The organism is Streptococcus lactarius (assembly GCF_016642265.1).
Taxonomy (GTDB): domain Bacteria; phylum Bacillota; class Bacilli; order Lactobacillales; family Streptococcaceae; genus Streptococcus; species Streptococcus lactarius.
This window is the reverse complement of sequence record NZ_MRXX01000008.1, coordinates 44592-56808: the sequence shown is the minus strand read 5'-3', so window position 1 is coordinate 56808 and position 12217 is coordinate 44592. Positions and strand designations below refer to the sequence as shown.

14 protein-coding genes and 1 tRNA gene are annotated in these 12217 nt (G+C 42.0%); 3 read left to right on the top strand and 12 right to left on the bottom strand.

Annotated elements, in window-relative coordinates; genetic code table 11:
• Nucleotides 1-23: 23 nt before the first annotated feature.
• The 9 genes from BTU61_RS06765 to BTU61_RS06725 form a co-directional block, all read right to left on the bottom strand.
• Entirely contained in the window at nucleotides 24-317 is a 294-nt protein-coding gene (locus BTU61_RS06765; RefSeq protein WP_200772888.1) for a hypothetical protein, read from the bottom strand.
• On the bottom strand, nucleotides 304-585 hold the full coding sequence (locus BTU61_RS06760; RefSeq protein ID WP_234700106.1) for a hypothetical protein: 282 nt from the start codon (nucleotides 583-585) through the stop codon (nucleotides 304-306). The genes BTU61_RS06765 and BTU61_RS06760 overlap by 14 nt, the downstream gene beginning before the upstream one ends.
• 111 nt (nucleotides 586-696) lie before the next feature.
• Nucleotides 697-2016 (bottom strand): alpha/beta hydrolase family protein, encoded by a 1320-nt coding sequence (locus BTU61_RS06755; RefSeq protein ID WP_200772886.1) that lies wholly within the window; start codon nucleotides 2014-2016, stop codon nucleotides 697-699.
• A 5-nt stretch (nucleotides 2017-2021) separates the two neighbouring features.
• Nucleotides 2022-2414, bottom strand: a complete 393-nt coding sequence (locus BTU61_RS06750) for a DUF1310 family protein (protein WP_200772885.1) — start codon at nucleotides 2412-2414, stop codon at nucleotides 2022-2024.
• Between the two features lie 142 nt (nucleotides 2415-2556).
• Nucleotides 2557-3300: a 16S rRNA (uracil(1498)-N(3))-methyltransferase gene (locus tag BTU61_RS06745; protein WP_200772884.1), complete on the bottom strand. Its 744-nt coding sequence runs from the start codon at nucleotides 3298-3300 to the stop codon at nucleotides 2557-2559.
• A 1-nt stretch (nucleotide 3301) separates the two neighbouring features.
• On the bottom strand, nucleotides 3302-4252 hold the full coding sequence (gene prmA / locus BTU61_RS06740; protein WP_200772883.1) for a 50S ribosomal protein L11 methyltransferase: 951 nt from the start codon (nucleotides 4250-4252) through the stop codon (nucleotides 3302-3304).
• 137 nt (nucleotides 4253-4389) lie between these two features.
• Nucleotides 4390-4863: a GNAT family N-acetyltransferase gene (locus BTU61_RS06735; protein WP_200772882.1), complete on the bottom strand. Its 474-nt coding sequence runs from the start codon at nucleotides 4861-4863 to the stop codon at nucleotides 4390-4392.
• A complete protein-coding gene (locus BTU61_RS06730) occupies nucleotides 4860-5300 on the bottom strand; it encodes an NUDIX hydrolase (RefSeq protein WP_200772881.1) in 441 nt (146 codons plus the stop codon). The genes BTU61_RS06735 and BTU61_RS06730 overlap by 4 nt, the downstream gene beginning before the upstream one ends.
• Nucleotides 5301-5312: 12 nt before the next feature.
• The gene (locus BTU61_RS06725) at nucleotides 5313-5783 is read right to left on the bottom strand and encodes a DUF3013 family protein (RefSeq protein ID WP_200772880.1); all 471 of its coding nucleotides are present in this window, start codon (nucleotides 5781-5783) and stop codon (nucleotides 5313-5315) included.
• 114 nt (nucleotides 5784-5897) lie between these two features.
• Between BTU61_RS06725 and BTU61_RS06720 the strand changes: the two genes are divergently transcribed.
• Nucleotides 5898-7169, top strand: a complete 1272-nt coding sequence (locus tag BTU61_RS06720; protein WP_200772879.1) for a replication-associated recombination protein A — start codon at nucleotides 5898-5900, stop codon at nucleotides 7167-7169.
• Nucleotides 7170-7433: 264 nt separating this feature from the next.
• Nucleotides 7434-7506 (top strand) — tRNA-Lys (locus tag BTU61_RS06715).
• A gap of 284 nt (nucleotides 7507-7790) precedes the next feature.
• On the opposite strand, the gene BTU61_RS06710 is transcribed toward BTU61_RS06715, so the two are convergent.
• Nucleotides 7791-8297, bottom strand: coding sequence for a hypothetical protein (locus BTU61_RS06710; protein WP_234700105.1), 507 nt, complete (start codon nucleotides 8295-8297; stop codon nucleotides 7791-7793).
• Nucleotides 8298-8785: 488 nt separating this feature from the next.
• Between BTU61_RS06710 and BTU61_RS06705 the strand changes: the two genes are divergently transcribed.
• On the top strand, nucleotides 8786-9319 hold the full coding sequence (locus BTU61_RS06705; RefSeq protein WP_200772878.1) for a hypothetical protein: 534 nt from the start codon (nucleotides 8786-8788) through the stop codon (nucleotides 9317-9319).
• A 728-nt stretch (nucleotides 9320-10047) separates the two neighbouring features.
• Here BTU61_RS06705 and groL read toward each other — a convergent pair.
• Nucleotides 10048-11673: a chaperonin GroEL gene (gene groL / locus BTU61_RS06700; RefSeq protein ID WP_200772877.1), complete on the bottom strand. Its 1626-nt coding sequence runs from the start codon at nucleotides 11671-11673 to the stop codon at nucleotides 10048-10050.
• 21 nt (nucleotides 11674-11694) lie between these two features.
• Complete coding sequence (groES, locus tag BTU61_RS06695) at nucleotides 11695-11976, bottom strand: co-chaperone GroES (protein ID WP_200772876.1); 282 nt, start codon at nucleotides 11974-11976, stop codon at nucleotides 11695-11697.
• Nucleotides 11977-12217: the final 241 nt, after the last annotated feature.

The following is a 12217-nucleotide window of genomic DNA, read 5'->3' as shown; positions in this document are numbered from 1 at the left end:
GAAGCTACTTTCATATACGGATACTACTTTGTCTTACAAAACTCTTGCAAAGCGTTTAACTCCAATTTCTTTCTTCCAACGCCTTCTTTAACAGAGTTTGAAAATTTTCCAGCCAAATCCTTATCAATACTTCCAATGACCTGATCTAGAGAACTTTCAAGTTCAGTTAAACTCGATGAAATTCTATTTTTTATACCTTTTTGATCAATTGCTGCCTTGGTTAATGCAATTTTCCCCATAAATTTAACGCTAATGATAGCCGCCATGTAACGCTTATCTTCATAAGTAAGATCATTTAAAACATCAATTTTCGACATACATGTCCTTTCGTAATTTTGCAATCTCATTGGCACATTGTTCAGAGACTGCCTGTAATTCTTTTTGTTTTAGCTGATGAACTTCTTCAATACTGGCTATTTCTTGGTGGTAGTCAAAATGTAATTCTTCATAAACATCCGATAACTCCCGATAATAATCTGATAAAAATTCCATATTCCCCATCGACTTTGAGAAATAGCCAACTTCCTCTTCCATCATTTCGATGCTCTGTTTTGTAAAATAGTACTGGTTATGGATCTGATGCATTCTGTTCTCCAGTTTTTTTATCTCCATTTTTAACTCCTCTTCAGCCCTATTCCATTTTTCTTCTACTTTTCTGATTGCATTAATACATTCAAACTCTTTGTTTTCCATTCTTTACCATTGCAATTGAAGTTGGCTTGCTAGAGCAATATCTGTACCTGCAACAGTTGCAATCCCTTTCGCTATATCTGTTGATAGACTAAAAATACTTTCTTTTATTTTTAGAGTATCTTTTTTAATTTTTTCTAATTCTGTGATGCGATTCCCTTCAATTGTTTCCATTGTTACACCAATTTGAGAAAGTGCATTGACAATATCACTCATTGTACAACGAGTTCCAGATACAGATGAATAGCAAGAAGCTAATAGTGAATCCCACGATCCTCTCACATCAGCAATACCGAAATCACAGACAGCTAAAATATAATCTGAGGCAATGAGAGCAAATTCCTTTAGCGATTCCACTATCCCCGTTGCCTGAGTAGTATCCATGAAAATAAGGTCACTTTCAGAGAGACCTCTTTTCTTCCAAGACTCCAGTGTTTTTTTCTTTAACTGTAGTTGTTCTTTTGCCTGCTTTACTCGAGCTAACCGATAATCATCTAAACTCTCTTCTTTGACGTTCAAGTAACCAGCCTTGTAGTCGTAACCTCCCCACATATGTTGTTTTCCTAAATTGCCAGCATCCTTACTGTCAATTCGAACAAGTGTTCCAACAACTCCTTCGTTTCCTTCATCATAATGTTCCCATGTGACCAAGTCTCGCTTATCTACAAAATTATAAATTTTATATTTTATCTTATCGACCTGCTTCTTTTCTTCATCACTTAAAAGTGGATAAAGGTTGGGCGCTTCATAAATATAAGCCGCATCAACTCTATCTAAATATTTATCTTCCAAAGAAGCAAGTGAAGCTTGGATATTTAAGCCACCTAAAGAATGGGCATAGAATTTAAAACGCGCATTCGGATATCTCTTCATTGCTGCTTTTACTTCTTTCGAAGCTGCATCAAGCTGGGAGGTTTTCCCTGTTTTGATTCCAAGTCTTTTAGCCATTGATATTTGTAAAGCAGTTGGAGCATCAGTGAGCACCCAATCATCCATAGCCTCCATAAATTTTTTATCAAAATGTGCTTCCGATCCCTCAAACAAAATTGTCACCTCATGCACATCCTCAGGTCTGGTTTCATGAGTGATTTTTTTATCAGTTACAATATAGCCATTCAAACCAGACATATCACCTTCAAACCGTGCTACAAAATCCTCAAGTGAGGTGACCATATCTTCTTCTGGTGGTTGACCAAAGATTTCAGAAACATAGCCTATTGTTTTTTCTCTTTTCCCATCACTACTCTCAATATCAACCTCTTTCCCAACATTAAATTTTGAGTACTCTTTCCACGCAATCCTATTTTTTTCTTGATCGGTATACATCTCTCTTACTCCTTCGTCAGTTTTTGAAGACCTTCAGAGGCATCCATTCCCACAGACTCAATCGGACCATCTTTACTAGTCTTCCACAAGCCTATGCTACCAGTTATCTCTTTATCACCATTTATGATCACATCAAACATAATCCCCCCCATTGGGTTGTGTTCAATCGTTTTGTCATCAATTTCATACGATTGAATCTTTCCCTTTGTTGTAAATGCATTAGGATCTTTCAATTTCAGATCATGTACAATCAACCTTTCCACTTCCTTGCTATGGGCAATCTGAAGCATTTCATGTTGAAAATCAAGATGATTCTTTACAAGTAGTCCTCCCCATATCAAGACTCCCAAAACCAACACTCCCAATATATAACGGCCAATTTTTCTTTTTGCTTTCATCTTCATCCTCCATAAAGTGGTATTAGTATCACTTTACACTATTTAGTTTTCAAATTTATTACTCTCACTTTAATAATTCGTAAAAATTTTTGAAAATAGAAGATTTTTGTAAAAAAAATAACGAAGCGATTCTTTCACTTCGTTAGTTCATTAATTCTGTGACAACACTCACTGCGCTGAGGGCAAAGAGTGGGGCTGTTTCTGCTCTTAGGATGCGAGGCCCAAGTCCTGCAAGGACTGCTCCTTTAGCTGCAAAACTTTCAATTTCTGTAGGAGAGAGGCCACCCTCTGGTCCAAAGATAAAGAGCAGTTGACCTCCAGCTTCCAATCCTGTCAGCGACTGAATCAGTGCTGCTGCCTCTCCTTCTTTAGCCGACTCTTCATAGGCCACCACGATGCGGTCAAACTGGTCGAACTGAGCCAAAAAGTCTACCTTTTTCTCAAAAAGGGTAATGCTTGGGACAAGATTCCGCTTGCTTTGCTCGGCTGCACCAAGGGCAATTTTTTCTAACTTCTCAACCTTTTTACCCAATTTCTTGCCGTCCCATTTGGCAACGGACCAATCTGCCGGGAAGGCCCAGATCTGACTTGCACCTAGCTCTGTCACCTTTTGAGTGATGAACTCCAGCTTGTCCCCCTTGGGAAAGCCTGATGCGATGGTCACTTGGACTGGTAGTTCTACATTGTCAGCTAATTCTTCAACCAACTCAAACTGACAGGCTTCTACATTGACCACGCGCGCCAAACGCTTGATCCCATCATCAAAAACTAGGGTCACCTTATCATCTTCTTTCAAGCGCATGACCTGAAACATGTGCTTGCTGGTCTCCTTGTCCTCGATAGTGATAGGAGATGTGGCAAGACCTTTTACAAAATACTGCTGCATGCTAGCCTCCAATCACACCGGAGACATCCTTGGTCTTCTTGAAGACGCAGGCATTCCATTCCCCTTGAATCATATGGGTTTCAAGGAAAAATCCAGCTGCTTCTGCTGATTCACGGACCATGTCCCACTTGTCCTTGATAATGCCACTCATGATGAGGTAACCTTCATCCTTGACCAAACGATAAGCATCGTCTGTCAGATGAATGAGGATATCCGCCAAAATGTTGGCCACGATGACATCTGCCTCAATTTCCACTCCTTTAAGCAAATCGCCTGGGGCTACATGGATGTTTTCCATACCAGGATTGAGCTCAATATTTTCCTGAGCGACTCGAACCGCTACATCATCCAAATCATAGGCGAAAATCTTCTTGGCACCCAGAAGCGAGCTAGCAATAGAAAGGACACCTGAACCAGTCCCTACATCTAGCACTGTTTCGCCACCACGGAGAACCTGCTCCAAGGCAAAGAGGCTCATCTTGGTTGTTGGGTGAGTCCCAGTTCCAAAGGCCATGCCTGGATCTAGCTTGATCATCTTTTCTCCCGCTGTTGCCTCATAGTCTGTCCAAGACGGCACGATGGTCAAGTCATGGGTGATACGAGCTGGTTCGTAGTATTTCTTCCAGTTGTCGGCCCAATCTTCCTCAGCCAGAGCAGTCGTCCCCATCTTGACCTCACCCAGATCCATAAAGTCTATCAATTCTGCTAAGCGAGCCTGCAAGTCCGCTTCAACCGCAGCTACATCGACCGTTTCCGGATAGTAGGCCGTCACCACGATTTCTTCTTGCTGTTCGACCTCTGGGAAAATCTCACCAAAGCGATCGACGTTGCCCACATAGTCCATGCTGTCTTCGATTGCAACACCCTGGGCACCTAACTCGATCAAGAGATTAGAAACCAGCTCCTCTCCCTCACGCTTGACTGTAACTTTTAACTCTTGCCATGTTTCCATTATTAAGATACCAAGCCCGTAAAACACAAAGCCAAAATAGGAAACTCTCTGAAGACGCTTGTGTCTCTGAGAAGTTTATCTTTTTGGCACCGTGTTTAGGGCGGGTTCAGTTTAAAAATTTAACTGAACCGTCCTTTCTATTTCTCTATCAATTTTTTCATGTAGACCATATCCATGCCTTCTTTTTCAGGCTCGATATGGGTTTGATGGTAGCCATTCTTCTCGTAGAACGCAACCATGCCTACATCCTGTAACACCGTACACAAATCCCATTGTCTAACGGTTGAAAATTCCTCTTCTAGCAAGCTCAAACCTTTAGATCCATACCCTTTTCCTTGATATTGGGGCAAAATCGCTGCCGTTCCCAACCAAGCTTTCGTTAACTCGTCATTGGTCTGAATTCGTAAAAAACCAATCTTCTCTTCATCTTCTTTCACAAAGTAGTAATAGCTATTGGGACGCTCGACTAGTTTCCACTTAATTCGTTCACGGTCCTCCAGATAAGGATCATATTCATCCTGGTATTTTTCATAAACTACCCTAAAACTGGCTCTTTGAATCGCAATAATGGTTTCTAAATCTTCCGCCCCTGCTCTCTCAAGTCTTATCATAAACTTTCCTCCAAATAATCCCTCAATCTCCCCTGGAGCTGAGGCACTGCCTGTTTAGAATTGAGAAATTCCTCAATAGACATCAGTTTATAGGCCTGTCCTTCATCCCCAAAGACGATACTGTCAAACTGTTCCTGTGTCAACTGCCCAACTAAAAAAACGGAGTTTTTGTTCTCATCTAGCATACTAGGGTAGATCCAAGACCAGATGATGTCATCTTTCGACAGTTGGATGCTCAATTCCTCATAAACCTCACGCGCCACACACTCAAAAGGGGTCTCATTTCCTTCCCGTCCACCTCCTGGTAGTTCCCACATATTGGGCCAGGGAATCGTCTCTTTATCATCCCGTAAGATGGTTAGAATCTTATCCCCACAAAATAAGGCAATTTTACAACCCGTAAAGTCAAACCGTTCTTCTAAGCAATCCTCAAGCATGAGCTTTCCCTTCTAATATCTCGGATAAGGGTAAAAAGTGCTTTCTTCTAGGCCAACCTTGCCTTCTTCAAAAACTTCTTGGTTCCAGACGATCTCAAAGCTCTCTGCCTCTTCGTCTGCTAAGAAATCCATGAGCTCATCCAAGGCCAGCTCGGCTGTGTCTTTGAGGAAGGTCGCAAAATAAGCTAGAAACTCACGAGACAAGCCTTTCTTAGGCTCATAAGGAATCGCTGTTAAATAGGCGTCTTCGTCCACATGAGACTTGGCTGGATTGTAGAAGAGAACGGCTTCTTCAAAGAAGATATCCTCGTCAGATTCTTCGCCAGCTTCATCAACCAGTGCAACCCCTCCTGTATTTTGTGCTTCCAAGAGAAAAGCCACTTCTACCGCATGATTTTTCTTATCCCAATTGATCTCATAATCAAAGGGAAAAACCTTGTCCATTTCCTCTTCTAAAACATCCAAAAATCCATATTTAGACATCATGTCCTCTTTCTAATTTCCCACTCTTAGAGCGGAATATGATACAATAGTTACTACAATCTTACCATAAAAAACGCCTCTTTGAAAGGAGACAAAGCTAGAAAGGAGAAGGAAATGCCCGACAATCTCGCACTCCGTATGCGCCCACGGACGATTGATCAGGTCATCGGCCAACAGCACCTGGTCGGAGAAGGCAAAATCATTCGTCGCATGGTCGAAGCCAATCGTCTGTCCTCTATGATTCTCTATGGACCTCCGGGGATCGGAAAGACCAGTATTGCTTCTGCCATCGCAGGAACGACCAAGTATGCTTTTCGGACCTTCAATGCAACGGTTGACAGTAAAAAACGCCTCCAAGAAATCGCAGAGGAAGCCAAATTTTCTGGTGGCTTGGTCCTGCTTTTAGACGAGATCCATCGTCTTGATAAAACAAAGCAAGATTTTCTCTTGCCTTTGCTCGAAAGCGGTCTGGTCATCATGATCGGTGCAACGACTGAAAATCCCTTTTTCTCTGTCACACCCGCTATTCGTAGCCGCGTACAGATCTTTGAGCTGGAACCTTTGACGACGGAAGAGGTCAAGCAGGCACTGAAGGCAGCGCTAGATGATCCCGAGCGTGGCTTTGATTTTCCAGTCGTACTCGACGAGGACGCTTTGGATTTCATCGCGACCTCAACAAATGGAGATCTTCGCTCCGCCTTTAATTCTCTCGATCTGGCGGTGCTATCGACCTCTGAAAATGCAGAAGGCGTCCGCCATATTACGCTAGAGATCATGGAAAATAGCCTCCAGCGGAGCTACATCACCATGGACAAGGACGGAGACGGACACTACGATGTCCTTTCTGCACTACAAAAATCTATCCGCGGTTCGGATGTCGATGCTAGTCTCCACTATGCAGCCCGCTTGATCGAAGCCGGAGATCTACCCAGTCTAGCTCGTCGCTTGACGGTCATTGCCTATGAGGATATCGGTCTGGCCAATCCAGATGCCCAGATCCATACCGTAACAGCCCTTCAGGCAGCGGAGCGCATCGGCTTTCCTGAAGCCCGCATTCTCATCGCCAACATCGTCATCGACCTAGCCCTTTCGCCTAAGTCCAACTCAGCCTATGTTGCCATGGACAAGGCCCTGTCTGATCTGAGGACATCTGGCAATCTCCCTATTCCCCGCCACCTCCGTGATGGCCATTATGCTGGAAGCAAGGAACTGGGAAATGCGCAAAATTACAAATATCCCCACAACTATCCTGGCAACTGGGTCAAGCAAGACTATCTGCCAGACAAGATCAAACACGCTTCTTACTTCACTCCCAATGAAAATGGCAAGTACGAGCGTGCCCTCGGAGCCACCAAGGAGAAGATCGATCAGCTCAAGAGAAAGTGACATCGGTTTCAAAAAAATGAGATTTTTTCTTGAAATATTTTCAAAATGTGGTATCATATACATATAGAAACGCTGTGGTGTACGAACTCACACTTAAGTGTTGACCGACTATTTTTGTATTATTAGGGAAACAAAAGACTTCTAACAGCATGCAGGCCGTTTCACGCGGAAGCAGCTTCAGTTAGAGCGAGTTGCCCACCTGCTTAATTGCGCGGGTTCAATACAAATCGTGAAGTTTCGGCACCAATACAGCTTTTTATATTTGCCTCCTTAGCTCAGTTGGTAGAGCAGTAGACTCTTAATCTATGGGTCACAGGTTCGAGCCCTGTAGGGGGCATCTAAATCAACAGGAAAAAGTCTTGATAACCAAGGCTTTTTTGCTTGTCTATAACTGATTTGCCCCATCATTTGCCCCACATTTTTAATGAATACAAATAAGCGCGCTTCATGACAAAGCTCGCTTTTTCTGTTATGAAAGAAAGAACTTATTTTCTAGTTTTTAGATAAATCATCTCTCCAAATATCCTTGACGGTCACATCGCCCCAGTTCTTTGGGCTAATTACAGATCTCTCAAGTTTACCGATTCACCACTCGCGCTTCAAAGTGGCCCGTGTTATCATCTACATTAATGATGGTGAATCTCCACGTTTTCTGAAAGCACCGTAAATTCTCCACCCTAAAAGAAAGAAAATAACAGCTAACGAACTAAGCACTATTTGCTGGAACAGATGCTCTAAAACAGTTTGTTTCATTAGTTCTACAACTGCATATAATCGCTTTTTAGCTTTCTCCGAACGTTGTTCCCAAACGGTCACTGAAGAACCTGTGCTACTTTCAATCACAGCTTGATTTTCACCTGCTAATTTCAAATATCTCCCAGCATGATACAACCGCTTTTCCCCATTTAACCAACTAATTTCAACACTCTCGTCTCCTTGTAATCGATTATTGTAACTGATGGATACCGCTTGATTCTCAGAAGAAATCTTACTTTCAATTTGATTATAGTCATCCACCATATAGATAAGGCCGATGTTCTTTCCATTTTCTTTTGAGGGCACTAGATGAATATGCTTATCAAGAGCTTGCCAATCCTGATCATTTTTATCTTGAATCCATTGAACCATACTACTATTCACATCCATCTTAGAAAATGAAATATATTGGTAGATCGGCTTCAAAGTGAACAAGAAAAACGAGTGAACAAAAGATAAATTTGTGTTTATTTTTCATTTGCTTCTCCTAATTTCAGCATCCGTCACCATACATTTAGCCCTCATTATAACACAAAATAAATAAGGGATTAGATAAAAAAATCGTTCTCAATGAACGATCTTGATGTCCGATATAAAAGCGACGTCGTCTAAAAAAAACATATTGACCTCTTTCTATTTGTGAAAATAAGTTCTCAAAGTTTGGAATGCTTTTATCCAAGTACAACACAAACCAACTTGCTACGTCATAGAATAGCTAAGAGCCGCAGCTTGCTAAAAGGTTGACAGAACTTCGCTCCATAGGATATGATGGGGATACCTAAAATTTTAACTCTGCACGACCTAAACGTCTTCTACTTGAAAAAGCGTTGGCGAGTTCTATTATATACAAGGAGCTTCCTATGAAAATCTATTATTCAAAATTTGTTGGTGTCGGTTATCTACTCTTTGCATCGGCTATATTCATTCAAATTTTCTTTCTTCTCATACATGGATTGATCGACTTTTCTCAACTAAATCTTCTCACTGTGATTCCAACCGTCCTCTTTTTCGCTGCTATCTACGCAACGATTGCAGGCATCAAAAGACTGACTAACCACAGAGTCTCCTTTGAATTCACCTTTGAAGGTATATATGTCTATCCTGGGCTTTTCTTCTCAAAAGGAATCTTCATCCCCAAAGAAGAATTGTTGCGAGCATCTTATGTTGAAGTGGATGTTAGCGACCCTGATCATGTAAACAGCAAGGCTTGCTATTTAGATTTTAACCTCAGAGAAGTCACCCAGCTAGCAGATATTTCTAAGTCAAACATCATCATCAATACAAGCACCTTGAAATTGCGTCTCGCCCTTAGCCTCTGTCGATTTAGAGAGGAAGAAAAAGCCGAGTTAGCGACCTATCTAAAAGAAAACTACGGCATTGATTTCTTCTATTAGCATGTAATAAAAAAGTCCTCCATTAGATCTTTAGAATAGCAAGAACTATCCAAATACTTGAAGGACGAGTACAGAAGAACCATTTTATTGCAAAGAAAAAAACTCTCCCGGAGGAATCCGGAAGAGCTTGCGCAAGGGGAATTTGAAAAATATTTTTAATATGAAAAAGGTCGATATAATCTACGCCACGTTCAAACTCTCATTTTACTGACAGCGATAGTACGATCAAGTTTTATTGTCAATAGACATGTATGTGGGAAGTTCTCCCCTTGCAACAATGCAGATCTAAGATCTACCCTTATTAGTTTACACTAACAATGTTACAAATTCAGTTAATTTATATTGCAATTTGTTAGCATTTTTATCCTGATTCAAAAACGCCGAAAACACTAGAAAATAAAGGGTTTCACTAACTCCTCTTTAACTAGTATTTATCATTTTTGTTACAAATTTAAAATAAAAATATTATCCTATAATGCCAGAAGATACAGCTAGCCACCTAATAGAGCTGGCATCAAATGATTAGAGGCATAGCCTCGATCAAACACGCAGGTTACGACAGAAAATAAAGAGGGCCGATAATGCCTTCTTTGTTTTACATAGATTACGACGTGAAAAGGGAGGAACGTTACTTTCCTCCCTTTGAGCTAGTAAGACGATTAGCCAAACCGCCTGATAGCGGTTGGCGTCAAATGATTAGAGGCAAAGCCTCAATCATTTGTAACGTGTTACATCATCCCACCCATCATGCTTGGATCCATTGCTGGTCCTGCTGGGGCAGCTGGTTCTGGTTTGTTGGCTACGACTGCTTCGGTTGTCAAAATGAGGCTGGCAACGGAAGCTGCGTTTTGAAGGGCTGAACGGCTTACTTTGACTGGGTCGATGATACCAGCATCAATCATATTCACCCATTCACCGGTTGCTGCATTGAAGCCAGTTCCAGCTTCTGCATTTTTCAAACGGTCAATAATGATGGAACCTTCATAGCCAGCATTGTGAGCAATTTGACGAACAGGTTCTTCCAAAGCACGAAGGACGATATTGCGTCCTGTTGCTTCATCCCCTTCCAATTCAAGAGCTGCAACTGCAGAGATGACATTGACAAGGGCTGTACCACCTCCGGCAACGATCCCTTCTTCGACGGCTGCGCGAGTAGCGTTCAATGCATCTTCGATACGAAGTTTCATTTCTTTTAATTCTGTTTCTGTCGCAGCACCGACCTTGATCACAGCAACGCCACCAGATAATTTGGCTAGGCGTTCTTGAAGTTTTTCACGGTCAAATTCAGATGTAGTGGTTTCGATTTGAGACTTAATGACAGCGACACGGTTAGCAATCGCTTCTGGGTTACCAGACCCTTCGACAATCACCGTGCTGTCCTTGTCAACAGTGACTTTCGCTGCTTGACCAAGGGCTTCGATCGTTGCATCCTTCAATTCCAAGCCGAGGTCTTCTGTGATCACCGTACCACCTGTAAGGATCGCAATGTCTTCTAGCATGGCCTTGCGACGATCTCCAAAGCCTGGTGCCTTGACAGCGACGACATTAAAGGTACCGCGAATCTTGTTCAAGACAAGCGTTGGGAGAGCTTCTCCATCTACATCATCTGCGATAATTAAGAGTGGACGGCTACTTTTAAGAATACTTTCCAACAATGGCAAGATTTCTTGGATATTTGAAATCTTCTTGTCCGTAATCAAAATGTATGGATTTTCAAGATCAGCCACCATTTTTTCATTGTCAGTGACCATATATTGAGAAAGGTAACCACGGTCAAACTGCATACCTTCTACGACTTCTAGTTCTGTTTCCATCCCACGGGATTCTTCAATGGTGATGACCCCATCTTTGCCAACTTTTTCCATGGCTTCGGAGATATATTCACCGACTTTTTCAGAACGTGAAGACACGGCAGCTACTTGAGCAATCGCTTCTTTGCTCGATACTGGGATCGCATTATTTTTCAAAGCTTCTACTGCTGTTGCAACAGCGGTCTCAATCCCACGGCGGATGCCAATTGGGTTAGCCCCTGCTGTGACGTTTTTGATCCCTTCACGGACGATGGCTTGGGTCAAGACCGTTGCGGTTGTTGTACCGTCACCTGCGATATCATTTGTCTTAGAAGCCACTTCTGACACCAATTTGGCACCCATATTTTCAAAATGGTCTTCCAATTCGATTTCTTTTGCGATGGTCACCCCATCGTTTGTGATCAATGGTGAACCAAAGGATTTTTCAAGGACTACATTGCGCCCTTTAGGGCCTAAGGTGACTTTGACTGTATCTGCTAAAATATCGACACCACGGACCATGGCAGAACGTGCGTCTGATGAAAATTGAATATCTTTTGCCATTTTTCTTACCTCTTTCTTCTCTTACTCTACAATTGCAAGAATATTTGATGTTCCAACGATGGTGTAGGTTTCATCCCCATCTTTGACTTCAATGCCTGCATGGCTTTCGATCAAGACCTGATCTCCTGCTTTTACACTTGGTGCGATCAACTCACCCGTAAAGGTACGAGCTCCTTCACCAACAGCTACTACTTCAGCTGTTTTTGTATCGGCCTTGCTCGCACCAGCGAGAACAAAACCTCCAACAGTCTGTTCTTTTTCTTCTACTTTTAAGACCACGCGGTCTCCTAATGGTTTTAACATTGTCGTTCCTCCATACTTGTATTTTAGCACTCTAATCACCCAAGTGCTAACCTATGTTTCTATTGTATCACTTGGTCAGAAATAGTCAAGAAAAAAACACCTCAAATAAAGCAGAGAATCTTCAAGTTCGAAAAGGGCAAAAACGATTCCATTTCCCCTATCTTTGGAGATTTACCAAGCTTTCTCTAAGACTAAAAAAGAGAGAGGGAGACAAAAATCGGTCATTCGTTAGAATTCGATT

Excerpts from the sequence above, each read along its gene's own strand:
- BTU61_RS06730 (WP_200772881.1), bottom strand. The coding sequence starts at position 5,300 with ATGCTTGAGGATTGCTTAGAAGAACGGTTTGACTTTACGGGTTGTAAA.
- BTU61_RS06760 (WP_234700106.1), bottom strand. The coding sequence starts at position 585 with ATGCATCAGATCCATAACCAGTACTATTTTACAAAACAGAGCATCGAA.
- prmA (WP_200772883.1), bottom strand. The coding sequence starts at position 4,252 with ATGGAAACATGGCAAGAGTTAAAAGTTACAGTCAAGCGTGAGGGAGAG.
- groES (WP_200772876.1), bottom strand. The coding sequence starts at position 11,976 with ATGTTAAAACCATTAGGAGACCGCGTGGTCTTAAAAGTAGAAGAAAAA.
- BTU61_RS06705 (WP_200772878.1), top strand. The coding sequence starts at position 8,786 with ATGAAAATCTATTATTCAAAATTTGTTGGTGTCGGTTATCTACTCTTT.
- BTU61_RS06765 (WP_200772888.1), bottom strand. The coding sequence starts at position 317 with ATGTCGAAAATTGATGTTTTAAATGATCTTACTTATGAAGATAAGCGT.
- BTU61_RS06755 (WP_200772886.1), bottom strand. The coding sequence starts at position 2,016 with ATGTATACCGATCAAGAAAAAAATAGGATTGCGTGGAAAGAGTACTCA.
- BTU61_RS06725 (WP_200772880.1), bottom strand. The coding sequence starts at position 5,783 with ATGTCTAAATATGGATTTTTGGATGTTTTAGAAGAGGAAATGGACAAG.
- groL (WP_200772877.1), bottom strand. The coding sequence starts at position 11,673 with ATGGCAAAAGATATTCAATTTTCATCAGACGCACGTTCTGCCATGGTC.
- BTU61_RS06710 (WP_234700105.1), bottom strand. The coding sequence starts at position 8,297 with ATGGTTCAATGGATTCAAGATAAAAATGATCAGGATTGGCAAGCTCTT.
- BTU61_RS06735 (WP_200772882.1), bottom strand. The coding sequence starts at position 4,863 with ATGATAAGACTTGAGAGAGCAGGGGCGGAAGATTTAGAAACCATTATT.
- BTU61_RS06750 (WP_200772885.1), bottom strand. The coding sequence starts at position 2,414 with ATGAAAGCAAAAAGAAAAATTGGCCGTTATATATTGGGAGTGTTGGTT.
- BTU61_RS06745 (WP_200772884.1), bottom strand. The coding sequence starts at position 3,300 with ATGCAGCAGTATTTTGTAAAAGGTCTTGCCACATCTCCTATCACTATC.
- BTU61_RS06720 (WP_200772879.1), top strand. The coding sequence starts at position 5,898 with ATGCCCGACAATCTCGCACTCCGTATGCGCCCACGGACGATTGATCAG.